Origin of the sequence: Amycolatopsis sp. NPDC048633, assembly GCF_040650695.1 — a bacterium.
In the GTDB taxonomy this organism is placed as follows: Bacteria; Actinomycetota; Actinomycetes; order Mycobacteriales; family Pseudonocardiaceae; genus Amycolatopsis.
Genome location: NZ_JBEZHS010000018.1, coordinates 70,417 through 92,578 on the forward strand (window position 1 = coordinate 70,417; position 22,162 = coordinate 92,578).

General features: G+C 71.8%; 22 protein-coding genes. 14 read left to right on the plus strand and 8 right to left on the minus strand.

The window, feature by feature from the left end:
• Positions 1-25 precede the first annotated feature (25 nt).
• Positions 26-691 (minus strand): helix-turn-helix domain-containing protein, encoded by a 666-nt coding sequence (locus tag AB0C38_RS28480; protein WP_360678834.1) that lies wholly within the window; start codon positions 689-691, stop codon positions 26-28.
• 102 nt (positions 692-793) lie between these two features.
• Between AB0C38_RS28480 and AB0C38_RS28485 the strand changes: the two genes are divergently transcribed.
• Entirely contained in the window at positions 794-1,927 is a 1,134-nt protein-coding gene (locus AB0C38_RS28485) for a helix-turn-helix domain-containing protein (protein WP_360678837.1), read from the plus strand.
• Between the two features lie 61 nt (positions 1,928-1,988).
• Here AB0C38_RS28485 and AB0C38_RS28490 read toward each other — a convergent pair whose 3' ends face one another.
• Entirely contained in the window at positions 1,989-2,843 is an 855-nt protein-coding gene (locus tag AB0C38_RS28490; RefSeq protein WP_360678840.1) for an SDR family oxidoreductase, read from the minus strand.
• 118 nt (positions 2,844-2,961) lie between these two features.
• On the opposite strand from AB0C38_RS28490, the gene AB0C38_RS28495 reads away from it, so the two are divergent.
• The 8 genes from AB0C38_RS28495 (at position 2,962) to fgd (ending at position 9,463) form a co-directional block, all read left to right on the plus strand.
• The gene (locus AB0C38_RS28495) at positions 2,962-3,366 is read left to right on the plus strand and encodes a helix-turn-helix domain-containing protein (RefSeq protein WP_360678843.1); all 405 of its coding nucleotides are present in this window, start codon (positions 2,962-2,964) and stop codon (positions 3,364-3,366) included.
• 77 nt (positions 3,367-3,443) lie between these two features.
• A complete protein-coding gene (locus AB0C38_RS28500) occupies positions 3,444-4,208 on the plus strand; it encodes an SDR family oxidoreductase (protein ID WP_360678846.1) in 765 nt (254 codons plus the stop codon).
• Complete coding sequence (locus AB0C38_RS28505; protein WP_360678848.1) at positions 4,205-5,083, plus strand: SDR family oxidoreductase; 879 nt, start codon at positions 4,205-4,207, stop codon at positions 5,081-5,083. Before AB0C38_RS28500 ends, AB0C38_RS28505 begins: the two co-directional genes overlap by 4 nt.
• Positions 5,083-5,823: an enoyl-CoA hydratase family protein gene (locus tag AB0C38_RS28510; RefSeq protein ID WP_360678851.1), complete on the plus strand. Its 741-nt coding sequence runs from the start codon at positions 5,083-5,085 to the stop codon at positions 5,821-5,823. Before AB0C38_RS28505 ends, AB0C38_RS28510 begins: the two co-directional genes overlap by 1 nt.
• Positions 5,813-6,676, plus strand: a complete 864-nt coding sequence (locus AB0C38_RS28515; protein WP_360678853.1) for a CoA-transferase — start codon at positions 5,813-5,815, stop codon at positions 6,674-6,676. The genes AB0C38_RS28510 and AB0C38_RS28515 overlap by 11 nt, the downstream gene beginning before the upstream one ends.
• Positions 6,673-7,404, plus strand: coding sequence for a CoA-transferase (locus AB0C38_RS28520; RefSeq protein WP_360678856.1), 732 nt, complete (start codon positions 6,673-6,675; stop codon positions 7,402-7,404). The genes AB0C38_RS28515 and AB0C38_RS28520 overlap by 4 nt, the downstream gene beginning before the upstream one ends.
• The gene (locus AB0C38_RS28525; RefSeq protein WP_360678858.1) at positions 7,401-8,456 is read left to right on the plus strand and encodes a nitronate monooxygenase; all 1,056 of its coding nucleotides are present in this window, start codon (positions 7,401-7,403) and stop codon (positions 8,454-8,456) included. The genes AB0C38_RS28520 and AB0C38_RS28525 overlap by 4 nt, the downstream gene beginning before the upstream one ends.
• Positions 8,457-8,458: 2 nt before the next feature.
• The gene (gene fgd / locus AB0C38_RS28530) at positions 8,459-9,463 is read left to right on the plus strand and encodes a glucose-6-phosphate dehydrogenase (coenzyme-F420) (protein WP_360678861.1); all 1,005 of its coding nucleotides are present in this window, start codon (positions 8,459-8,461) and stop codon (positions 9,461-9,463) included.
• Between the two features lie 88 nt (positions 9,464-9,551).
• Here the strand turns inward: fgd and AB0C38_RS28535 are convergent, their stop codons facing one another.
• From AB0C38_RS28535 to AB0C38_RS28545, 3 genes are read right to left on the minus strand one after another with little or no spacing between them, the layout of a single operon-like run.
• Positions 9,552-10,703 carry an acetyl-CoA C-acetyltransferase gene (locus AB0C38_RS28535; protein ID WP_360678863.1) on the minus strand — a complete coding sequence of 384 codons (1,152 nt, stop codon included), beginning with the start codon at positions 10,701-10,703 and terminating at the stop codon, positions 9,552-9,554.
• Between the two features lie 8 nt (positions 10,704-10,711).
• A complete protein-coding gene (locus tag AB0C38_RS28540; protein ID WP_360678866.1) occupies positions 10,712-11,482 on the minus strand; it encodes an SDR family oxidoreductase in 771 nt (256 codons plus the stop codon).
• Complete coding sequence (locus tag AB0C38_RS28545) at positions 11,479-12,624, minus strand: acyl-CoA dehydrogenase family protein (RefSeq protein WP_360678869.1); 1,146 nt, start codon at positions 12,622-12,624, stop codon at positions 11,479-11,481. Before AB0C38_RS28545 ends, AB0C38_RS28540 begins: the two co-directional genes overlap by 4 nt.
• Positions 12,625-12,706: 82 nt before the next feature.
• On the opposite strand from AB0C38_RS28545, the gene AB0C38_RS28550 reads away from it, so the two are divergent.
• Genes AB0C38_RS28550 through AB0C38_RS28570 form a run of 5 tightly spaced genes read left to right on the plus strand, consistent with a single transcriptional unit; the run spans position 12,707 to position 18,168 of the window.
• Positions 12,707-14,230, plus strand: coding sequence for a FadD3 family acyl-CoA ligase (locus AB0C38_RS28550; protein ID WP_360678872.1), 1,524 nt, complete (start codon positions 12,707-12,709; stop codon positions 14,228-14,230).
• Positions 14,227-15,072, plus strand: a complete 846-nt coding sequence (locus AB0C38_RS28555; protein ID WP_360678875.1) for an enoyl-CoA hydratase — start codon at positions 14,227-14,229, stop codon at positions 15,070-15,072. Before AB0C38_RS28550 ends, AB0C38_RS28555 begins: the two co-directional genes overlap by 4 nt.
• A complete protein-coding gene (locus tag AB0C38_RS28560; RefSeq protein ID WP_360678878.1) occupies positions 15,072-16,202 on the plus strand; it encodes an acyl-CoA dehydrogenase family protein in 1,131 nt (376 codons plus the stop codon). Before AB0C38_RS28555 ends, AB0C38_RS28560 begins: the two co-directional genes overlap by 1 nt.
• Complete coding sequence (locus AB0C38_RS28565) at positions 16,199-17,134, plus strand: acyl-CoA dehydrogenase family protein (RefSeq protein ID WP_360678881.1); 936 nt, start codon at positions 16,199-16,201, stop codon at positions 17,132-17,134. Before AB0C38_RS28560 ends, AB0C38_RS28565 begins: the two co-directional genes overlap by 4 nt.
• Positions 17,131-18,168 (plus strand): acyl-CoA dehydrogenase family protein, encoded by a 1,038-nt coding sequence (locus AB0C38_RS28570; RefSeq protein ID WP_360678883.1) that lies wholly within the window; start codon positions 17,131-17,133, stop codon positions 18,166-18,168. The genes AB0C38_RS28565 and AB0C38_RS28570 overlap by 4 nt, the downstream gene beginning before the upstream one ends.
• Here AB0C38_RS28570 and AB0C38_RS28575 read toward each other — a convergent pair.
• The 3 genes from AB0C38_RS28575 to AB0C38_RS28585 form a co-directional block, all read right to left on the minus strand.
• Entirely contained in the window at positions 18,165-19,979 is a 1,815-nt protein-coding gene (locus AB0C38_RS28575; protein ID WP_360678886.1) for an NAD(P)/FAD-dependent oxidoreductase, read from the minus strand. The two genes, AB0C38_RS28570 and AB0C38_RS28575, sit on opposite strands and share 4 nt — an antisense overlap.
• An 89-nt stretch (positions 19,980-20,068) precedes the next feature.
• The gene (locus tag AB0C38_RS28580; protein WP_360678889.1) at positions 20,069-21,244 is read right to left on the minus strand and encodes a GAF domain-containing protein; all 1,176 of its coding nucleotides are present in this window, start codon (positions 21,242-21,244) and stop codon (positions 20,069-20,071) included.
• 144 nt (positions 21,245-21,388) lie between these two features.
• Positions 21,389-22,132, minus strand: coding sequence for a sigma-70 family RNA polymerase sigma factor (locus AB0C38_RS28585; protein ID WP_360678891.1), 744 nt, complete (start codon positions 22,130-22,132; stop codon positions 21,389-21,391).
• Positions 22,133-22,162: the final 30 nt, after the last annotated feature.

Consider the following 22,162-nt stretch of genomic DNA (forward strand, 5'->3'; position numbering starts at 1 on the left):
CAGTGATACAGTCCGATGTGGACACTCAGGTGGCGCGCTGCCCGGTGTCGACCTGGTCCAGCAGGGCGGGGTCGAGGCCGCGCAGGGCGGCCATGACGAAGCCGGTCGCCAGCTCGCCGGCCGCGATCGGGTCGACGGCGGGAGAGTGGGAGACGTGCATCGCGGCGCGGCCGACCAGGCCGACCATCATCGCGGCGAGGAGGTCCGCGCCGGGGCCCGGCGTGCGGCCGTGGGCGAGCAGGTGCTCGCGGATCCGGTCGACGACGTGCGCGGTGACGGTGTCGGCCAGGGCGCGGCGCTCGTTCGACATCTCGTCGACGGCGGAGTCGAACAGCATCCGGAAGCTGTCCGGGTGGGCGCTCGCGTAGCTGAACATCGCCATCACGGCGAGCCGGACGCGGTCCTCCAGCAGGCGGGCGCTCGCCGTTTCGTAGGCGGTGAGCACCCAGTTCCGCAGTGCGGCGACTTCCCGGGTCACGGTGGCGCGGAAAAGCGCCGCTTTGTCGCCGAAATGCGCGTAGAGGGTCGGTTTGGTGGAGTCGGCGCGCTCGGCGATCAGGCCCATGGTGGCTTGGGCGTACCCGCGTTGGGCGAACACCGCGCGGGCGGCGTCGAGCAGTTCGTCGTCGGTGGGCCGGGCCGCCGGGCTCCGGCGGGTGCTGGATCGATCAGGGGAACGCGGCCGGCTCATGGAGGTGTACTGTACGGTCCCGCTGCTTTACTGTCCGGTAAAGCACGCCTGCCCCGTGGAGGGAACCTGGTGTCCGGCGACGGAGCTCGGCAGCAAGTCCCGGTGACGCGAGAGGTGTTCGGACGCACGGAGCTGGCCGCGCTCATGCGCCCGGCCGTGCCGGCGCTGGTGGACTGGATCGTCCGGGAGGTGTGGCGCGAGGTCCCGGTGTACGCCCGGCACGGCCGCGTGACCCGCCACGGCGTCGAGTGCGCGGTGGCGCTCTTCGTCGACCTGGTCGAGGATCCGCTCGCACCCAGGGACCGGCTGTACGAAACGTGCCGCCGGCTCGGCGCGGGCGAGGCGTACGAGGGCCGGACGCTCGACGACCTCCAGGTGGCGTACCGCGTCGGCACGCGCGCGGGCTGGCGCTGGATCATGCGCGTGGGCCGGCGGCACCGGCTGTCGTCGGGGGTGATGGCGCGGCTCGCGGAGATGCTGTTCGGCTACGCGGACGAGCTGGCCCGGATGTCGATCCGCGGGCACCGCGAGGCGCAGGCGGAGCTCGACGGCACCCGGGCGGGTCTGCGCCGTCGCCTGCTGCGGCTGGTGACCGGCCCGGTGCCGGTGACGGACGCGGTCCTTGCCGAGCTCGCGGCGGCGGCCGGCTGGCCGGTCCCGGCCGAAGTGGCGGCGGTGGTGCTGGAATCCGCGGTGTCGCCGTGCTGGGAGCCCGGCGTCCTGGCCGACCTCGAGTCGCCGCAGCCGTACCTGCTGGTGCCGGCTCCGGTGGACGCGGGGTGCTTCGCGGCGCTCGGCGTCCGGGCCGCGGTGGGCCCGCCGGTTTCCCCGGCGGCCTCGGCGCATTCCCTGCGCTGGGCGCGAACGACGTTGCGGCTGGTCGCCGGCGGCGCGTTGCCGGACACCCCGGTGACGTGGTGCGCGGAGCACCTGACGACGCTGTGGCTGCTCAGCGACTCGCCCCTGGCGGACCAGGTGGCCCGCCAGGAGCTGGCCCCGCTGACCCGGTTCCCGGACCGCACGCGGCGACGGCTCGGCGAGACTTTGCTGTCGTGGCTGGAGAACGGCGGCAACTCGGAGAAGATCGCGGTGGACTTGTCCGTACATCCCCAGACTGTGCGGTACCGGGTGCGTCAGCTGAAGGACGCGTTCGGGGACCGGCTGGACGACCCCGGGGCACGGTTCGCGATGCAGGCGGCCCTGCGCGCTTCGGCGTTCCAGTCCCGTGGCGCGTGAAAGTCCGTGAATGGCACATCGAGGGACTTCAAGTCCCGCAATGTGCCATTCACGGCTTCGGTCAGCTCTTGACCAAGGCAGTGACGGCTTCGGCCAGCGGCGTCGTCGGCCGGCCGATGAGGCGGCGCAGGTCGCCGGAGTCCGAGGCCAGCTCGCCGTCGGTGATGCCGCGGTCCGCGTCGGCCAGCATGGCCGCCACCGGCTCGGGCAGGCCCGCGCCGACGAGGACCTTGCGGTACTGCTCCACCGGCAGATCTTGGTACGTGACCGGCGTGCCCGACGCGGCCGTCACTGCGGCGGCGAGGTCGGCGTAGCCGAACGGCTCGTCGCCGGCCAGCTCGTACACCTTGCCTTCGTGGCCTTCGCCGGTCAGGACTTCGACGGCCGCCTCCGCGAAGTCGATCCGCGGGACGGCGCCCAGCTTGCCCTCACCGCCGGCGCCCGCGAAGGATCCCACCGCGAGGGCCTGGCTGATCGTCTGCGCGTAGTTCTCGGTGTACCAGCCGTTGCGCAGGAACGTGAACGGCACGCCCGACGCGCGGATGATCTCCTCGGTGGCCTTGTGGTCCGGCGCGACGAACAGCTTCGTCGTGTCGGCGAACAGAACGCTCGTGTAGGCGAGGTGGCCGACGCCGGCTTCGCGGGCTGCCGTGACGACGGCCTCGTGCTGGGCCAGCCGCCGGCCCGGCGTGCTGCTCGAGACGAGCAGCACCTTGTCCGCGCCGGCGAACGCCGTGGCGAGGCTCGCGGGGTCGTCGTAGTCCGCCCGGCGCACCTGCACGCCGCGGGCGGCGAACTCGGCGGCCTTCTCCGGATCGCGCACGGCCGCGACGACGTCGGCGGGCGGGACCTTCTCCAGGAGGCCTTCCACGACCAGGCGGCCGAGCTGGCCGGTGGCACCGGTGACCACGATCATCTGCTTCTCCTCGCTGATGGGCTGCTTACCGACAGAGTGTACTAACTTTTGGAAAGTGCAAACTCTTGGTGAGCATCCTCACCTGGGTTTCCGCGGCCGGCGAGGTACCGTTGATGGCATGAGCGAGGCGCCGGAGTGGGTGGACGAGCACGGGCGGCTGGTGTTCGACGTGTTCGCGCAGGCGTGCACGTCCCGGGCGACGCTCGAGCACATCACCGGCCGGTGGGGGATCCTCGCGATGGCCGCGCTCCACGACGGCACGCTCCGGTTCAACGCCCTGCGCCGCCGCGTGTCCGGCGTGAGCGAGAAGATGCTCGCCCAGACACTGCAGGCTCTCGAGCGCGACGGCTTCGTGCACCGCGAAGCTCAGCCGACGATCCCGCCGAAGGTCGAGTACAGCCTCACCCCGCGAGGCCGCCGCACCGCGGCGCTGCTGCTGGCCCTCATCGAGGACGTCGAGGGGCAGATGCCCGAGGTCGTGGAGTCCAACGCGGAGTACGACGCCGCGAAGCGTGAGTCGTAACGCGTTCTAGTCTGTAGACGTGCGCCTTCGTCGTGCGCGCCTTGCCCAAAGTTGGAACGTGTTCTAGTTTTGGGGACGTGCAGACCGATCTGGGCTTGGCCGGCGCCGTCGTGCTCGTCACCGGCGGCGTCCGTGGTGTGGGTCGGGGCATCAGCGAGGTGTTCCTCGCCCACGGTGCCCATGTCGTCACCTGCGCGCGCCGCGAGACCGTCACGAACGCCGAGTTCGTCCAGTGCGACGTCCGGGACGAGACCCAGGTCGCGGCCCTGATCGACGGGATCGTCGCACGACACGGCCGCCTCGACGTCGTCGTGAACAACGCCGGTGGCGCCCCCTACGCTCCGGCCGCGGACGCGTCGCCGCGGCTGCACGACAAGATCGTGCAGCTGAACCTGCTGGCCCCCCTGCTGGTCTCCCAGAAAGCCAACGCCGTGATGCAGCGTCAAGGCGGCGGGTCCATCGTGATGATCTCCAGCGTCAGCGGCACCCGCGCGTCACCCGGGACCGCCGCTTACGGCGCCGCGAAGGCCGGGCTCGACAGCCTCACCGCCAGCCTCGCCGTCGAGTGGGCGCCGAAGGTGCGGGTCAACTCGCTCGACGTCGGCATGGTGCGCACCGAGCAGTCCCACCTGCACTACGGCAGCGAAGCCGCGGTCGAAGCGGTCGGCAAGACCGTGCCACTCGGTCGCCTCGCCGAGCCCGAGGAGGTGGGCGCGTGCGCCGCGTTCCTCGCCTCCGGCCTGGCTTCCTACGTCTCCGGCGCGACCCTGCGCGTGCACGGCGGGGGTGAGATCCCGGCGTTCCTCGCCGCGGCCGACGTCAACCAACGGGAGGATTCGTGAGCAGGTTGTGCCAGGACCGGGCGGTCGTGGTGACCGGCGCCGGCCGCGGCATCGGGCGGGCCCACGCGCTCGCCTTCGCCGCCGAGGGCGCGTTGGTGGTGGTGAACGACGTGGACGGGGACGCGACCGCCGGCGTCGTCGCCGAGATCGAGGCGCTGGGCGGGCAGGCGGTGGCGAACACCTCCGACATCGCCGACTGGGCCGGGGCGAAGCACCTCGTCGACACGGCGCTGGAGAACTTCGGTCGCCTGGACGTGCTGGTCAACAACGCGGGGTTCGTCCGGGACCGGATGCTGGTCAACCTCGGCGAGGACGAGTGGGACGCCGTCGTTCGCGTGCACCTCAAAGGTCACTTTGCGCCCCTGCGGCACGCCGCGGAGCATTGGCGGGCGGAGGCGAAGGCCGGGCGGGTGCCGAGCGCCCGGGTGATCAACACGAGTTCGGGTGCCGGGTTGCTGGGCAGCGTCGGCCAGGGCAACTATTCGGCGGCGAAGGCCGGGATCGCCGGACTGACCGTCGTGGCGGCGGCCGAGCTGGCGCGCTACGGGGTGACGGTGAACGCGATCGCGCCGGCCGCGCGGACCCGGATGACCGAGGCGGTGTTCGCGTCGATGGCGCGTCCGGACGACGGCTTCGACGCGATGGCGCCGGAGAACGTCTCGCCGCTGGTGGTCTGGCTGGGCAGCGAGGAGTCCGCGCAGGTGACCGGACGGGTGTTCGAGGTCGAGGGCGGGAAGGTCTCTCTCGCGCAGGCGTGGCGGCACGGCCCGGTCGTGGACAAGGGCGGCCGCTGGGACCCGGCCGAACTCGGCCCGGTGGTGAAGGACCTGCTCGAGCAAGCGCCCGAGCCCGAACCCGTCTACGGAGCCAACTGATGGGCATCCTCACGAAGCGCGACGGTCACGTCGAAGTGATCACCGTCGACTTCCCGCCGGTCAACGCGCTGCCCGTGCAGGGCTGGTTCGACCTCGCGGACGCGCTCAAGAAGGCAGGCGACGACCGGGACGTCCACGTCGTCGTGCTCCGCGCGGAAGGCAGGGGTTTCAACGCCGGCGTCGACATCAAGGAGATCCAGCGCAGCGCCGGGTACGACGCGCTCGTCGGCGCGAACCGGGGCTGCTACGCGGCTTTCGGCGCGGTCTACGACTGCGCGGTGCCGGTCATCGTCGCGGTGCACGGCTTCTGCCTCGGCGGTGGCATCGGCCTGGCCGGCAACGCCGACGTCGTCATCGCCTCCGACGACGCCACCTTCGGCGTCCCGGAGGTCGAACGCGGCGCACTCGGCGCGGCGACCCACCTCGCGCGGCTGGTGCCGCAGCACCTCATGCGCACCCTCTACTTCACCGCGCGCACCATCACCGCCGCCGAGCTGCACACCCACGGTTCGGTCTACCAGGTCGTGCCGCGCGCCGAGCTGGACGACGCGGCGATGGCCATCGCCCGGGACATCGCGAAGAAGGACCCCCGCGTGATCCGGGCGGCGAAAGAGGCCCTGAACGGCATCGACACCCAGCAGGTGCACCGCAGCTACCGGTTCGAGCAGGGCTTCACCTTCGAGCTCAACCTGCTCGGCGCATCCGACGAAGCCCGCGAGGAGTTCTTGAATGGCCGATAAGCGCACGACCGCCGACGACGTCGCGGCGGAGCTGAAGGACGGCATGACCATCGGCATCGGCGGCTGGGGCTCCCGGCGCAAGCCGATGGCGCTGGTCCGCGCGATCCTCCGCACGCCGGTGCGCGACCTCACCGTGGTGTCCTACGGCGGCCCCGACGTCGGCCTGCTGTGCGCGGCCGGCAAGGTGAAACGCGTGGTGTTCGGGTTCGTCACGCTCGACTCGATCCCGTTCGACCCGTGGTTCGGCCGCGCCCGCGAGACCGGTGCGATCGCCGTCACCGAGTACGACGAGGGCATGTTCGGCGCGGCGCTTTCCGCGGCGGCGCAACGGCTTCCGTTCCTCCCGATGCGCGCCGGGCTCGGCTCGGAGGTGATGCGCGCGAACCCGGACCTGCGGACCGTGCGCTCGCCCTACGCCGACGGCGAGGAGCTGGTCGCGGTGCCCGCGCAGCACCTCGACGTCGCGCTGGTGCACCTCAACCGCGCCGACGCCCGCGGCAACGCCCAGTACCTCGGCCCGGACCCGTACTTCGACGACCTGTTCTGCCTGGCCGCTTCGAAGAGGTTCGTATCGGTCGAAAAAGTCGTCGGGACACCGGACTTGCTGGCGGGCGGGCCGGTGCAGTCGTTGCTGCTCAACCGGAGCGCGGTCGACGGCGTCGTCGAGGCGCCGCGCGGCGCGCACTTCACCACGGCGGTGCCGGACTACGGCCGCGACGAACGGTTCCAGCGGCACTACGCCGCCTGCGCCAAGGACCCGGACGCGTGGCCGGGCTTCGTGGACCGGTTCCTGACGGGTGACGAGCGCAGCTATCTGTCCGAAGTGGACAAGTTCGAGGCGGAGGCGGCATGAGTGCGACCCGGGCCGAGATCGCCGTCGTGGCGGTGGCCGAGCTGTTCCGCGGCGACGGCGAGATCGTCGTCAGCCCGATGGGCCTGGTCCCGCAGCTCGGCGCGAAGCTCGCGCGGCTGACGTTCGAGCCGGATCTGCTCATGTCCGACGGCGAGGCGTACCTCGTCACCACCGACGGGGTGGTCGAGGGCTGGCAGCCCTTCCGCAAGATGCTCGACACGATCGTGCCGCACGGCCGGCGGCACGTCGTGATGGGCGCCAACCAGGTCGACCGGTACGGCAACCAGAACATCTCCGCCATCGGCGACCACGCCCGGCCGAAGAAGCAGCTGCTGGGCGTGCGCGGCGCGCCGGGCAACACCGTCAACCACCGCACGAGCTACTGGGTTCCCCGGCACTCCTCGCGGGTCTTCGTGGACACTGTGGACGTCGTTTCGGGCGTGGGCTACGACAACGCGGCCAAGGCGGGCCCGTCGGCGGAGAAGTTCCACGACGTCCACCGGGTCGTCTCGAACCTCGGCGTGTTCGACTTCGCCACACCGGACCACTCGATGCGGGCGGTGTCGTTGCACCCAGGCGTCACCCAGGACGAGGTCGCCGCGGCGACGATGTTCGAGATCGACTTCTCCACCGTGGTCACCAGTCGCGAGCCGAGCGACGAAGAGCTGCGGCTCCTCCGCGAGGTCGTCGACCCGAAGAGCTCGCGCGACAAGGAAGTCCCGGCGTGAAAACCGCGCTGACGGAGCTGGTCGGCGTCGAGCACCCGGTCGTGCAGACCGGGATGGGCTGGGTCGCCGGCCCGCGGCTCGTCTCGGCGACCGCCGAAGCGGGAGCGCTCGGCATCCTGGCGTCGGCCACGATGACCTTCGGCGAGCTGGAAGCCGCGATCGAGGAAGTCAAGAAGCGCACGGAGAAGCCGTTCGGGGTGAACCTCCGCGCCGACGCGGCCGACGCCGGCGAGCGCGTCGACCTGCTGATCCGCGAGGGCGTCAAGGTGGCGTCGTTCGCGCTGGCGCCGCGCAAGGAGATGATCGCGAAGCTGCGCGACCATGGGATCGTCGTCATCCCGTCGATCGGCGCCGCCCGGCACGCCGAGAAGGTCGCCGCGTGGGGCGCGGACGCCGTCATCGTCCAGGGCGGCGAAGGCGGCGGGCACACCGGGGGAGTGGCGACCACGCTGCTGCTGCCGTCGGTGCTGGACGCCGTCGACATCCCGGTCGTCGCCGCCGGCGGTTTCTTCGACGGGCGCGGGCTCGCCGCGGCCCTGGCGTACGGCGCGGCGGGCGTGGCGATGGGCACCCGGTTCCTGCTGAGCAAGGAGAGCACGGTCCCCGACGACGTCAAGCGCGTCTACCTCGAGCAGGGTCTCACCGGGACGGTCGTCACCCGGCGCGTCGACGGCCTGCCGCACCGCGTGCTGCGCACCGACCTCGTCGAGAAGCTCGAACGCACCGGCCGGCTCCGGGGCCTGGCGCAGGCCGCGCGCAACGCCCTGCGGTTCCGGAATATCACCGGACTGTCCCCGGTTGCCATGGTCAAAGAAGGCCTTGCGATGAAGCACGGCAACGATCTGACCTGGAGTCAGCTGGTCATGGCGGCCAACACCCCGATGCTGTTGCGGGCGGGGCTGGTCGAGGGCCGGACGGACGCCGGAGTGCTAGCGTCGGGACAGGTGGTGGGCATGATCCACGACCTGCCCACGGTGGCCGGGATCGTCGAGGGCACAGTGGCCGAGGCAGGTGAGATACTCCGACGTCTTGGCCGGGAAACGGGAGGATGAGCGTGGCGCTCAAGGTCGGTTACAAGGCGTCGGCGGAGCAGTTCGGACCGCGGGACCTGGTCGAGTACGCGGTGCGTGCCGAAGAGGTCGGCCTCGACTCGGTCTGGGTGTCCGACCACTTCCTGCCTTGGCGGCACGAAGGTGGGCACGCGCCGTGGGCGCTGGCGTGGATGCCGGCGGTTGCCGAGCGCACGAAGCGGGTGCAGATCGGCACGAGCGTGCTGACCCCGACATTCCGGTACAACCCGGCCGTGATCGCGCAGGCGTTCGCGACGATGTCGCTGCTCTCGGGCGGCCGCGTGATCCTCGGCGTGGGGTCCGGCGAGGCGCTGAACGAGATCGCCGTCTCGGGGCGTGAGTGGCCGGAGTTCAAGGAGCGCTTCGCGCGGCTGCGCGAGTCGGTCAAGCTGATCCGCGAGCTGTGGACCAGCGACAACGTGAACTTCGACGGCGAGTACTACAAGCTGGTCGACGCGCGCATCTACGACCGGCCGGAGCAGCCGGTGCCGGTGTACATCGCCGCGGGCGGCCCGGTGGTGGCCAAGTACGCCGGCCGGTCCGGCGACGGGTTCATCTGCACGTCCGGCAAGGGCATGGATCTCTACACGGAGAAGCTGATGCCCGCGGTCAAGGAGGGCGCCGAGGCGGCCGACAAGACCGTCGACGACGTCGACCGGACCATCGAGATCAAGATGTCCTACGACCGCGACCACGAGAAGGCGCTGGAGAACACGCGTTTCTGGGCGCCGCTGTCGTTGTCGGCGGAGCAGAAGCACAGCGTCACCTCGGCCGACGAGATGGAGCGGCTGGCCGACGAGCTGCCGATCGAGCAGGTCGCCAAGCGCTGGATCGTGGCATCGGACCCGGACGAGGCGGTGGCGCAGATCAAGCCGTACCTGGACGCGGGTCTCAACCACCTCGTCTTCCACGGCCCGGGCCACGACCAGGAGCGCTTCCTGACCCAGTTCTCCGAGGACGTGCTGCCGAAACTGCGCGCCCTGGGCTGAGCGGCGCGACCCCTGCGGACGTCATGAACGACCCTTTCACCGCGTCGGACGCGGTGAACGACTCTTTCATGACGTCCGGTGAGCGCGGTCAGAGGCGTTCGATGATGGTGACGTTGGCGGTGCCGCCGCCTTCGCACATCGTCTGCAGCCCGTAACGGCCGCCGCGGCGCTCCAGCTCGTGCAGGAGCGTCGCCAGCAGCTTCGTGCCGGTCGCCCCGATCGGGTGGCCCAGCGCGATGCCGCCGCCATTCACGTTCACCCGCGAGGGGTCCGCTCCCGTTTCGTCCAGCCACGCCAGCACCACGCTCGCGAACGCTTCGTTGACCTCGAACAGGTCGATGTCCTCGATCGTGAGCCCGGCGCGGCGCAGGGCGTGGGACGTCGCCGGGATCGGGCCGGTCAGCATCCACACCGGGTCCGCCGCGCGGACCGACAGGTGGTGGATGCGGGCCCGCGGTGTCAGGCCGTGCTCCTCGACGAACGACGAAGAGGCCAGCAACGCCGCGCTCGCGCCGTCGGAGATCTGGCTGGCCACCGCCGCCGTCAAGCGGGACTCCGGAGCGAGCGGCTTCAGCCCGCGCATCCGCTCCAAAGACGTGTCCCGGCGCGGGCCCTCGTCCTGCTTGAAGCCGTCGACCGGCACGATCTCCGCGTCGAACCGGCCGGAATCGATGGCCGACAGAGCCCGCTGGTGGCTGCGGAAAGCGTATTCCTCCATCGCGGATCGGCTGATGTCCCAGTGCGCGGCGATCATGTCGGCGCTGCGGAACTGCGACACCTCGGTACTGCCGTAGCGCTCCTGCCAGCCCTTCGAACCGGAGAACGGGTCGTCGAAGCCGTACTCGCGCCCGGCCAGCATCGCCGCGCTGATCGGGATGCGGCTCATGTTCTGCACCCCGCCGGCCAGCACCAGGTCCTGCGTCCCCGACATGACGGCCTGCGCGGCGAAGTGCACGGCCTGCTGGCTCGACCCGCACTGCCGGTCGATCGTCACGCCGGGCACGTGGTCCGGGAGCCCGGCGGCCAGCCACGCGGTGCGCGCGATGTTGCCCGACTGCGGGCCCAGGGTGTCCGTGCAACCGAGGATGACGTCGTCGACGAGGTCCGGGTCGACGCCGGCGCGCTCGACGACCGCCTCGATGACGTGCGCGGCCAGGTCGGCGGAGTGCCACCCGGACAGCGCGCCGCCGCGGCGTCCCACGGGCGTGCGGACCGCGTCGAGGAGGAAGGCTTCGGGCACGGGAGCTCCTAGGGGTGCTGGCTGCTGACGGAGACGACTTCGCCGGTGAGGTAGCTCGCGTAGTCGCTGGCGAGGAAGACCATGACGTTGGCGACCTCCCACGGCTCGGCGGCCCGCCCGAACGCTTCGCGCTTCTCCAGATCGCGCAGCAGTTCGTCGCTGGTCACCTTGGCGAGGAAGGGATGCATGGCCAGGCTCGGCGCGACGGCGTTGATCCGGACGCCGTGCTCGGCGGCGTCGAGGGCCGAACACCGGGTCAGGGCCATCACCCCGGCTTTCGCGGCGGCGTAGTGCGCTTGCCCGGCTTGGGCGCGCCAGCCGATCACCGAGGCGTTGTTGACGATCGCCCCGCCGCCGCCCTGGGCGACGAACTGCCGCAGCGCCGCACGCGTGCACCGGAAGGTCCCGGTGAGCGTGATGTCGAGAACTCGGGACCATTCGTCGTCGGCCATGTCCAGGACGGACTTCGTACCGCCCAGCCCGGCGTTGTTGACCAGGACGTCGAGCCGTCCGAAGTGGTCGACGGCGCCGTCGATGAGCGCTTGGACCTGGTCTTCCTTCGTGACGTCGCAAGGAATCGCGTGCACCTTGCCGAGCGAAGCCAGTTCGGCCGCCTTCTCGCCGAGCCGCCGTTCGTGCCAGTCGGAGATGACGACGCTCGCGCCCTCCTCGAGGCACCGGCGGGCCACCGCCGAGCCGATGCCGGTGCCGGCCGCGGCGGTGACGACGACGACCTTTCCGGCCAGCAGATCGTGGCCGGATGGGTATTGGGGGATCACGGGCGTGCCTCCCTCGGCAGGCCGAGCACGCGCTCGGCGATGATGTTCCGCTCGATCTCGTCCGAACCGCCGTAGATCGTGTCCGCGCGGGTGAACAGGTAGAGCCGTTGCCAGTCGTCGAGCTCGCCGCCGTCCGCGGTCAGCGAACGCGCACCGCGGGCCCGCATCGCCAGCTCGCCGAGCCCGCGGTGCCACTGCGCCCACAGCAGCTTCCCGACGGCGACCTCCGGGCCGGCCGGCCGGCCGAGCGTCCGCAACGCGTGCGCGCGCAGGACTCGCAGGCCGATCCGGGCGCGGGTGAGGTCGGTGCGCAGCAGCGGGTCGTCGTAGGTGCCGGTCCGCTGCGCTTCGGCGACGATGTCGTCGAGCTCGCGGCGGAAGCCGATCTGCTGGCCGAGCGTCGAGACGCCGCGTTCGAACCCGAGGGTGGCCATGGCGATCTTCCAGCCGTCGCCGGGCTCGCCGACGACCAGCTCGGCGGACGTGCGGGCGTCGTCGAAGAAGACTTCGTTGAACTCGGACGTGCCGGTCAGCTGCTGGATCGGCCGCACGGTGACGCCGTCCTGGCGCAGTGGCACCAAGAGGTACGACAGGCCGTGGTGGCGCTGCGATCCCGGTTCGGTGCGGGCCACGACGAAGCACCAGTCGGCCACGTGCGCCAGGGACGTCCAGATCTTCTGGCCGTTGAGCACCCATTCGCCGTCACGAAGCACCGCCGACGTCGAGACGGCGGCCAGGTCGGAGCCGGCGCCGGGCTCGGAGTAGCCCTGGCACCACAGCTCTTCGACGGCGACGATCTTCGGCAGGAACCGGTTCCGCTGCTCAGGCGTGCCGAACGCGATGAGCGTCGGGCCGAGCAGCTGCTCGCCGATGTGGTTGACGCGCGCCGGAGCTCCCGAGGCCGCGTACTCCTCGTGGAAGGCGACCTGCTCGTCGAGGGACAGGCCGCGGCCGCCGAACTCGCGAGGCCAGCCGACGCACGTCCAGCCCGCCGCGGCGAGGTGGCATTCCCAGGCCAGGCGCAGGTCGAACGCCTCGTGCTCGCGTCCCGGCCCGCCGAGCCCGCGCAGCTGAGCGAACTCGCCGGTCAGGTTGTCCGCGAGCCAGCCCGCGACCTCGCGGCGGAATCGCGTCGGTTCCACGCACGCCTCCTTGCTGCCGGGCCGGTCCGGCACCTAGGCTAATGAGAACACGTTCTAGTTTGCCGGTCCAGAGGAGGGTGTGGTGGGACAGACCACGATCCCGGCCGTCGTCCGTGCCGCCGCCGCGAAGTTCGGCTCGGCGGAGGCACTGGTCGACGGCCCGCTCCGGCTCGGTTTCGCCGACCTTCTGGAACGTGTTCAGACCGTCGCCCGGGCCTTCGCCGCCCGCGGTGTCCAGCCTGGCGACCGGGTCGCGATCACCCTCCCGAACACCCACCACTGGGTGCTCACGGCGCTGGGCGCGCTCTACGCGGGCGCGACGCTCGTGCCGGTCAACACCCGGTTCACCGCCGCCGAGACGGTGGACCTGCTGGTCCGCAGCCGGGCGAAGGCCCTGGTCGTGGCGGCCGACTTCCTCGGCACCGACCGCCACGCCGCGATCGTCGCGACCGGCGCGCAGCTGCCGGACACCGTCGTGCGCGTGCCGCTCGAACAGCCGCACCACGCGGTCGAAGGCACGCTGAGCTGGGACGAGTTCCTCGCCGAGGCAGGCCGCGTGCCCCTGGCCGACGCCGAGGCCCGCGCCGACGCCGTCCAGCCCGGCGACGTCAGCGACATCCTCTTCACCTCGGGCACGACCGGCCGCTCGAAGGGCGTGCTCTCGGCGCACCGCCAGGTGGTCGACGTCGCCGAGGCCTGGGCGGACTGCGGCCGGGTCACCGCCGACGACCGCTACCTGGTGATCAACCCGTTCTTCCACAGCTTCGGCTACAAGGCCGGGATCGTGGTCGGCCTGCTCACCGGCGCGACGATCGTCCCGCAGGCGGTCTTCGACGTCCGCGCGGCCCTCGACCTCATCGAACGCGAGCGCATCTCGGTCCTCCCGGGCGCGCCGACGATCTTCCAGTCGCTGCTGCGCGAGCCTCGCCGGGACGTCTCGTCGCTGCGGCTCGCGGTCACCGGCGCCGCCGACGTCCCGGCGGCGCTCGTCCGGCGCATGCGCGCCGAGCTGGGCTTCGAGATCGTCCTCACCGCGTACGGGCTCACCGAAGCCGTCGTGGTCACGATGTGCCGGCCGGGCGACGACGCCGAGCTGGTCGCGAAGACGTCCGGCCGGGCGACCGCCGGGTTCGAAGTCGGGATCCACGGCTCGCCCGGCGAGGTCGTCGTGCGGGGGCCGAACGTGATGCTCGGCTACCTCGACGACGCCGAGGCCACCGCGAAGGCCGTCGACGAGGACGGCTGGCTGCACACCGGCGACGTCGGCGAGCTGGACGCCGCCGGGAACCTCACGCTCACCGGCCGCCTCAAGGACATGTACATCTGCGGCGGGTTCAACGTCTACCCGGCCGAGGTCGAGCACGCGCTGAACGAACTCGGCGGCGTGCGCGACGTCGCCGTCGTCGGTGTGCCGGACGAGCGGCTGGGCGAGGTCGGCAAGGCGTTCGTCGTCGGCGACGGCCTGACCGACGCCGACGTCGTGGCCTTCTGCCGCGAGCGGCTCGCGAACTACAAGACGCCCCGGTTCGTCGCGTTCGTGGACGAGCTGCCCCGCAACGCTTCCGGCAAGGTGCTGAAGCGGTTGCTCAGCAAGGAGACGAAATGAGCGAAGACGTCGTCCGCTACGAGCGCCGCGGGCCGGTCGCCGTGGTCACCATGAACCGGCCCGACTACCGCAACGCCCAGAACTCGGCCATGACCTACGCCCTCGACGACGCCTTCGCCCGCGCGGTGGACGACGCCGAGGTCAAGGTGATCGTGCTGGCCGGCGCGGGCAAGCACTTCTCCGCCGGGCACGACATCGGCACCCCGGGCCGGGACGTGGACCAGTCGTTCGACCGCCGCGCGGTGATGTGGTGGGACCACACCGACCGCGCCGGGGGAGACCAGCGGTTCGCCCGCGAGTCCGAGGTCTACCTGGGCATGTGCCGGCGCTGGCGGGAGATCCCGAAGCCGATGATCGCGAGCGTCCAGGGCGCCTGCATCGCGGGCGGGCTGATGCTCGCCTGGATCTGCGACCTGATCGTGGCGTCCGACGACGCGTTCTTCGCCGATCCGGTGGTGCGCATGGGGATTCCTGGTGTCGAGTACTTCGCGCACCCGTGGGTGCTGGGCCCCCGGGCCGCCAAGGAGGTGCTGTTCACCGGCGAGCGCTTCACCGTCCAGCAGGCCAAGGAATGGGGCATGATCAATCGGATCGTCCCACGAGCCGAGCTGGAGCAGCACACTCTGGAACTGGCGGAGAAGATCGGCGCGATGCCGCAGTTCGGTCTCGCCCTGGCGAAGAAGGCCGTCAACCAGGCCGAAGACCTGATGGGCCTGCGGTCCGGGATGGACTCCGTGTTCGGCCTCCACCACTTGGCGCACGCCCACAACGCGGAGACGTCGGAAGACTCGCTCGGCGGGCAGTCCGCGCGGTCCATGCGCGACGCGAACAAGGGGTCTTGATGGACCTCGACATCGACGAGGCGTCCGCGGCCTTCCGCGACGAGGCGCGGGACTGGCTGGCTTCGCACGTCCGGGCGCTGCCGTCGATGGACACCGCCGAAGGCTTCGAGGCGCACCGCGAGTGGGAAGCCGAACTCGCGCAGGCGCGGTGGTCGGTCGTGTCGTGGCCGCGCGAGTACCACGGCCGGGACGCGTCGATGCTGCAGTGGCTGCTGTTCGAGGAGGAGTATTACGCGTCTGGCGCGCCGGGGCGGGTGAGCCAGAACGGCATCTTCATGCTGGGGCCCACGTTGTTCGCGCACGGCACGCAGGAACAGCGCGACCGGATTCTCCCGCCGATGGCGCGCGGCGAGCAGGTGTGGGCGCAGGCTTGGTCGGAACCCGAGGCGGGCAGCGACATCGCGGCGTTGCGGAGCACGGCGGTGCGGACCGACGGGGGCTGGCGGCTTTCGGGGCAGAAGACGTGGAGTTCGCGGGCGTCCTTCGCGGACCGGGCGTTCGGCCTGTTCCGCACGGATGCCGACGCGCAGCGCCATCACGGCCTGACCTACTTCATGGCCGACCTGCGCGCCGACGGCGTCACCGTGCGGCCGATCCCGCAGCTGGACGGCGAGCCCGGGTTCGCGGAGATCTTCTTCGACGACGTGTTCGTGCCCGACGAGGACGTGATCGGGGAGGTGGGGCAGGGCTGGCGGGTCGCGATGACGACGGCGAACAACGAGCGGGGCCTGTCCCTGCGCAGCCCTGGCCGGTTCCTGGCCGCGGCCGCCCGGCTCGTGGATCTCTGGCGCTCACAGGACTCGCCACCGTCCACACAGGACCGGGTCGCCGACGCCTGGATCGGCGCTCGTGCTTACCAGCTCTACACGTTCGGCACCGTGAGCCGCCTCGCCGACGGTGGCGAGCTCGGCCCGGAGTCCAGCGTGAACAAGCTGTTCTGGTCCCACCTGGACGTCGAGCTGCACGAGACGGCCCTGGACGTCCTCGGCGCGGCCGCCGAGACGGACCGGGACTGGGTGGACGGCTACCTGTTCTCCCTCGCCGGACCCCTCTACGGCGGCACCGACCAGATCCAGCGCAACACGATCGCCGAGCGGCTGCTGAAGCTGCCGAGGGAGGCGCGCCGATGAAGTTCCAGCTGTCGCCGGAGCAGCGCCAGTTCTCCGCGTCGCTGCACGACCTCCTGGCCGGCGCGGACACCGCGGCCGTCGCCCGGGCGTGGGCGGCCGGTTCCCCCGAGCGCGGCCTGAAACTGCTGCGCGCCCTCGCCGACCTCGGCGTGCCCGCGCTGCTGGTCGACGAGGACCACGGCGGGCTCGGCGGTTCCGCTGTCGACCTGGTAGTCGCGTTCGAAGCGCTCGGCTACCACGCCGTGCCCGGCCCGCTGGTCGAAACGGCGGCCGTCGCGCCCGCGGTGCTGACCGGCGACCGGCTCACCGCGCTCGCCGGGGGCGAACTGCTCGCCACGGTCGTCGCGCCGCCGGAAGTCCCCCTGGCCTTGGACGCCGATGTCGCCGGAGTCGTCCTCGACCTCAACGAGGGCGAAGTCTCCGGCGTCGGGATCGAGCTCGTCCGGTCGATCGACCCGGCCCGGCGGCTGTTCCGGGTCACCGGCACCACCCGCACCACCGCCGCCGACCCGGTCGCGTTCGACCGGGGCGTCCTGGCTGTGTCGGCCCAGCTGCTCGGGGCCGGCCAGTGGCTCCTCGACGCGTCGGTCGCCTACGCCAAGCAACGCAGCCAGTACGGCCGGGCCATCGGCGAGTACCAGGCGGTCAAGCATCTGCTCGCCGACGTCGTGACGCAGCTCGAGCTCGCCCGGCCGCTCCTGTACGGCGCGGCCGTCGCCACGGACACCTTCGGTCGCGACGTCTCGGCGGCGAAGGTCATGGCGGGCGACGCCGCGTACTTGGCCGCGCGCACGGCCCTGCAGGTGCACGGCGCCATCGGCTACACCGCCGAACACGACCTCGGCCTGCGGCTGACGAAGGTACGGGCCCTGGCCGGGGCCTGGGGAACCGGCTCGTTCCACCGCGCGCGCGTGCTGGCGGGGCTGCGATGACGGATCCTTTCCAGTCGGAAGAGTCCGTCGCCCTGCGGGACGCGGTGCGATCGCTGCTGACCCGCCGGTCGGGACCGGAGGCGGTGCGGGCCGCGATGGCGTCCCCGCTCGGGTACGACGACAAGCTCTGGTCGACGCTGTGCGAGCAGATCGGCGTCGCCGCCCTCGCGATCCCCGAGCACTACGGCGGCGCGGGCGCCGGCCTGGCCGAGGCGTGCGTAGTCCTGGAAGAGCTCGGCCGCACGCTCACCCCCGCCCCGATGCTCGGCTCCGCGGTGCTGTGCGGAGAAGCCTTGCTCCGCACCGGGAACGACGAAGCCTGCGAACGGCTGCTGCCCGGCATCGCCGCGGGCACGACCCTCGCCGCACTGGCCTGGTCCGACGAAGACTGGTCGCCGGGCTTGACCGCGTCGGAAACCGGTCTCGACGGCCACGCCCACTACGTCCTCGACGGCGATCTCGCCGACGTTCTCCTGGCCGTGGCCCGGACGTCCGAGGGCCTCGGCTTGTTCGAAGTCCCGCTCGACGGCGTCCGCCGGGAGCGCGTCACCACGCTGGACCCGACCCGCCGGCTGGCGGTGGTGGACTTCGCCGCGACGCCGGCCCGGCGCCTCGATGCCGACGGCTTCGACCTGCGGAAGCTGCGGGACACGGCGGTGGTCGCCGTCGCCGCCGAGCAAGTCGGCGCGGCGGCCCGCGCGCTGGAACTGACGGTCGAGTACACGAAACAACGCCGTCAGTTCGGCCGGGCGATCGGGTCGTTCCAGGCGCTGAAGCACCGGATGGCCGACGTGCACGTCCACGTCGAAGCGGCCCGCTCGGCGCTGTACGCGGCCTTGGTGGACGGCGACGCCGAGGCCGTGACGACCGCGAAAGTCGTGTGCGGCGAAGCATTTTCCCACGCGGCGGCGGAGATGATCCAGCTGCACGGCGGCATCGCGATCACCTGGGAACACGACGCGCACCTGTTCTTCAAGCGCGCCCACGGGACCGCCTTGTTGTTCGGCGATCCCGCGAGCGCGCTCGGGTCCTAGGCCAGGTGGTGCACTTCCTGCAGCCCGTAGACCGGCGTCGGGATGCCTTCCGCGCGGGCCTTGAGCTGGAGGGCGAGGTAGAGCGAGTAGTGCCGTGACTGGTGCAGGTTGCCGCCGTGGAACCACAGGCCGTCCTGCCGGGTGGGCTTCCACATGTTGCGCTGCTCGCCCTCCCACGGGCCCGGGTCCTTCGTGGTGTCCGAGCCCAGGCCCCACACCTTGCCGACCTTGTCCGCGACCTCCTGGCTGATCAGGTCCGCCGCCCAGCCGTTCATCGAGCCGTACCCGGTCGCGTAGACGACGAGGTCCGCCTCCAGTTCCGTCCCGTCGTCGAGCTTGGCCGAAGTCTCGGTCAGCTCGGTGACCTGGCCGTGCGCGAGCTTGACGTCGCCGTCGGCCACCAGATCCGCCGCGCCGACGTCGATGTAGTAGCCGGAGCCGCGCCGCAGGTACTTCATGAAGAGGCCGGAGTCGTCGTCACCCCAGTCGTGCCGGAAGCCCGCGCCCTCGAGGCGGTCGTAGAACTCCTGGTCGCGATCCTTGATCGCCGCGTACACCGGCTGCTGGAACGTGTGCATGATCCGGTACGGGAGCGAGGCGAACGTCAGGTCCGCCTTCTGCGTCGTCATCCCGGCGGCCAGCGCGCGTTCCGAGTAGAGGTCGCCCAGGCCGAGGTCCATCAGGGAGTCCGACTTCACGATGTGCGTCGAACTGCGCTGGACCATCGTGACGTCCGCGCCGGCTTCCCACAGCGCGCCGCAGATGTCGAACGCGGAGTTGTTGGACCCGATGATCACGGCCTTCTTGCCGCGATAGGCGTCCGGGCCGGGGTGCTGCGAGCTGTGGTGCTGTTCGCCGCGGAAGACGTCCTGGCCGGGCAGCATGGGGATGTTCGGCTTGCCCGACATGCCGGTCGCGAGGACCAGGTGCTTCGGCTTGAGGACAACTTCTTCGCCGTCGCGGTCGAGGACGACGGTCCATTCCTTCGCTTCCTCGTCGTAGGAAGCGCTCTTGCAGGTCGTCGACGACCAGTAGTTGACCTCCATGACCTTCGTGTACATCTCGAGCCAGTCGGCGATCTTGTCCTTCGGCGCGAAGACCGGCCAGGTGCGCGGGAAGTCGAGGTAGGGCAGGTGGTCGTACCAGACCGGGTCGTGCAGGCACAGCGACTTGTACCGGCCGCGCCACTGGTCGCCGGGGCGGGCGTACCGATCGACGACCACGTGGTCCACGCCGAGCTGGCGCAGCCGAGCGCCGAGCGCGATCCCGCCCTGCCCGCCGCCGATGACGACGACGTACGGCTGCCGCGTCGCGCCCAGTTCGTCCGCTTCCGCCTGCCGTGCCTCGGACCACGTGACGCGCTCGCGGTTGACGCCGTGCTCGGCGCCCTTCGGCCGGGTCGTGCCGAGCGGCTCCTCGTGCCCCTTCAGCTCGTGCAACGTCGTGAGGAAGGTGAACGCGCCTTCGCCGGTGAGCCGCAGGTGCCCGCGGCCGCGGCCGGCGGCGGTCTCGAAGCCGATCCACGCCTCGACGACGCCGTCGGACTCGGTCGGCTCCTCGGTGGCGTGGAAGCCGTGGGCGTCGGCGGTGTCCATCGTGGCCAGGAGGAGGTCCTTCACGCCGTCGCGGTTTTCGACCGTCTTGAGGTTCCAGGTGAACGCGATCAGGTCGCGCCAGAACGACGTCGTCGCGAAGAGGGCGGCGGCCCGGTCGGCGTCCCGGGCCGCGAGCGCGGCCTCGAAGTCGGCGAGCCAGCCTTCGACGCGCTGCCGGGGATCGAGGGCGGCGGCCGGTTCGAGGGTCTGGGTCATGAGCGGACCTCCGCGTCTCGGGCACCGTCGTCGTCGGCGGCGCGTCCGAGCAGCCAACCTCGCCGGACCGGGTCCGCGTAAGGGTTGCCCTAGGGTTGCATCAGCACGACTTCGACACCGGGCGCGATCCGGTACGGGCGCGCGAGCAGCAGGCCACCGATGAGCTTGCGCAGCCGCGACAGCTCCGCGCGCACGGTCACCAGGTGCGTGCGGTCGCCGTAGAGCGTCTCCGACAGCTGCGCGGCCGACACCCCGGCCGGGCCCGCGGTCGCGATCAGCCGCAGCAGATCCGCTTGTCGCTTGCCCAGCGGGTGCGTCCACCGCGCCGAGCCTTCGACCGTCGCGCGCGGCGGGTCGAGCTCGACGGTGAGCCGCAAGGTTTCGCGGTGGCTCGGCCGCAGCAGCCACCCGCCGGGCACCGGCTCCGGCTCGCACGCCCCGACGCCGCGGACCGCGACGGGGACGCCGTGCCGGGGCGCGGCGACGCGGTCGATCCCGAAGACGCCGCTGTGCGCCGCGACCCAGCCGTGGTCGTCGACGACGAGCCCGGGCCCGCTTCCGAGTACGTGCCCGGAGAGCTGCCGGAGCGCTTCGAGCCGGACCTCGTGCCGCTGCCGCAGGACGGCCTCGGCCAGCCGCACCGACGTCCCGACCAGGGCGACGGTCATCGGGTGGACGGTCTCGGCCGGCCCGCTGACGTCGACGATCCCGAGCAGCTCGCCGGTCCGCGGGTCGTGCACGGGGTAGGCGGTGCAGGCCCAGGAGTGGTGGGAGCGCACGAAGTGCTCGGCCGCGAACATCTGCACCGGGGCGGCCTCGGCCAGCGCCGTCCCGATCGCGTTGCTGCCGATGGCGAGCTCCGACCAGGTGGCGCCCTCAGTGAAGCCGAGCGAGTCTGCGCGGTGCCGTACCCCGCGCGCGCCCTCGCGCCAGAGGACGACGCCGTCCGCGTCGGTGACGACCATCAGGTGGTGCGCGTCTTCGGCCACCGACGTCAGCGCGCCGCGGAGCTCGGGGAGGACTTCGCCGATCCGGCAGCCGGTCCGCCGCCGTTCGACCTCGGCGGCGCCGACGGGATCGGGCGCGGGCGGCCGGTCGGGATCGACGCCCTGCGCGGCGACCCGGCGCCACGACCGTTCGACGAGCCGGCGCGGAGCGGTCCGGGGTGGCCGTCCGGCGAGGACGGCGTCGTGGATGCCCGCGAGCAGCCGGGCGTGCCCGGCGACGTCGGTGCCGGGCCGGACCGCGCAGACTTCGTCGTCCACCGCCACCTCCTGGGCCGGGCTTCACGGTAACCCGGGGGAGTGGGGGCGAGGCAACCTTCGCGCAACGTCCGCGCCCGGATGACCTGAACGACTCTTTCCTGTCGCCGGACGTCATGAACGAGTCGTTCAGGACGTCCGGCCGGATCAGCCGGTGAGGCGGGCGGCCGAGCCCGGCAGTTCGCGGTTCGCTTCGTCCAGGCCCGAGGCCACCGTGCGGCACGAGCCGCAGCCCGCGATGTGGTCGGCGACCACGCTCGCCCGGCGCGGGGACAGCGCGCCGCGGACCCACGCGCCCATGCGCCGGCGGGGTTCGCGGCAGACCTGCTCCTCGGCGTCGGGGACCTGGACTTGCAGGTACGCCTGGCGCAGCCCCTCCCGCGCCCGCATCGCCAGCGCCGAGACGCTGTTCGGCGTCAGGCCCAGCAGCGGGGCCGCCTCCGTCGGCGTGTCGCCTTCGGCCTCGGTGCGCCAGAGCACCGTCCGCCACCGGCCCGGCAGCGTGCAGTACGCCGACCACACGAGCTTCTCGTTCGACCGGTGCAGGGCCAGCTCGTCGGCGCCGCTCGACGTCGTCTCGGGAACCGTTTCGCACAGCTCGACCCGGCTGCGCTGCCGGCTCCACCGCGAGACCAGGTTCCGCAGCGTCACGACGAGGTACGGCCGCAGGTCGTCGACCGGGCCGCCACCCGCGTACACGACGGCCAGCACCCGGGCGAACGTCTCGGCCACCAGGTCGTCACGCTCGGCGGGCTGCCTCGCCCACGCCGCCGCGGTCCGGCGCAACGGCTCGGCGTGCCGGCGGAACAGGGCGCCGCCCGCGTCGAAGTCACCGGCGCGGAGGGCGGCGAGCAACACGGCGTCCGGCGGCTCCTCGTCGGTGTTCCCCATCGGCACTCTCCGTGACCCGCTTGCACCCAA

Excerpts from the sequence above, each read along its gene's own strand:
- AB0C38_RS28480 (WP_360678834.1), bottom strand. The coding sequence starts at position 691 with ATGAGCCGGCCGCGTTCCCCTGATCGATCCAGCACCCGCCGGAGCCCG.
- AB0C38_RS28490 (WP_360678840.1), bottom strand. The coding sequence starts at position 2,843 with ATGATCGTGGTCACCGGTGCCACCGGCCAGCTCGGCCGCCTGGTCGTG.
- AB0C38_RS28495 (WP_360678843.1), top strand. The coding sequence starts at position 2,962 with ATGAGCGAGGCGCCGGAGTGGGTGGACGAGCACGGGCGGCTGGTGTTC.
- AB0C38_RS28510 (WP_360678851.1), top strand. The coding sequence starts at position 5,083 with ATGGGCATCCTCACGAAGCGCGACGGTCACGTCGAAGTGATCACCGTC.
- AB0C38_RS28515 (WP_360678853.1), top strand. The coding sequence starts at position 5,813 with ATGGCCGATAAGCGCACGACCGCCGACGACGTCGCGGCGGAGCTGAAG.
- AB0C38_RS28520 (WP_360678856.1), top strand. The coding sequence starts at position 6,673 with ATGAGTGCGACCCGGGCCGAGATCGCCGTCGTGGCGGTGGCCGAGCTG.
- AB0C38_RS28555 (WP_360678875.1), top strand. The coding sequence starts at position 14,227 with ATGAGCGAAGACGTCGTCCGCTACGAGCGCCGCGGGCCGGTCGCCGTG.
- AB0C38_RS28560 (WP_360678878.1), top strand. The coding sequence starts at position 15,072 with ATGGACCTCGACATCGACGAGGCGTCCGCGGCCTTCCGCGACGAGGCG.
- AB0C38_RS28565 (WP_360678881.1), top strand. The coding sequence starts at position 16,199 with ATGAAGTTCCAGCTGTCGCCGGAGCAGCGCCAGTTCTCCGCGTCGCTG.
- AB0C38_RS28570 (WP_360678883.1), top strand. The coding sequence starts at position 17,131 with ATGACGGATCCTTTCCAGTCGGAAGAGTCCGTCGCCCTGCGGGACGCG.
- AB0C38_RS28575 (WP_360678886.1), bottom strand. The coding sequence starts at position 19,979 with ATGACCCAGACCCTCGAACCGGCCGCCGCCCTCGATCCCCGGCAGCGC.
- AB0C38_RS28585 (WP_360678891.1), bottom strand. The coding sequence starts at position 22,132 with ATGGGGAACACCGACGAGGAGCCGCCGGACGCCGTGTTGCTCGCCGCC.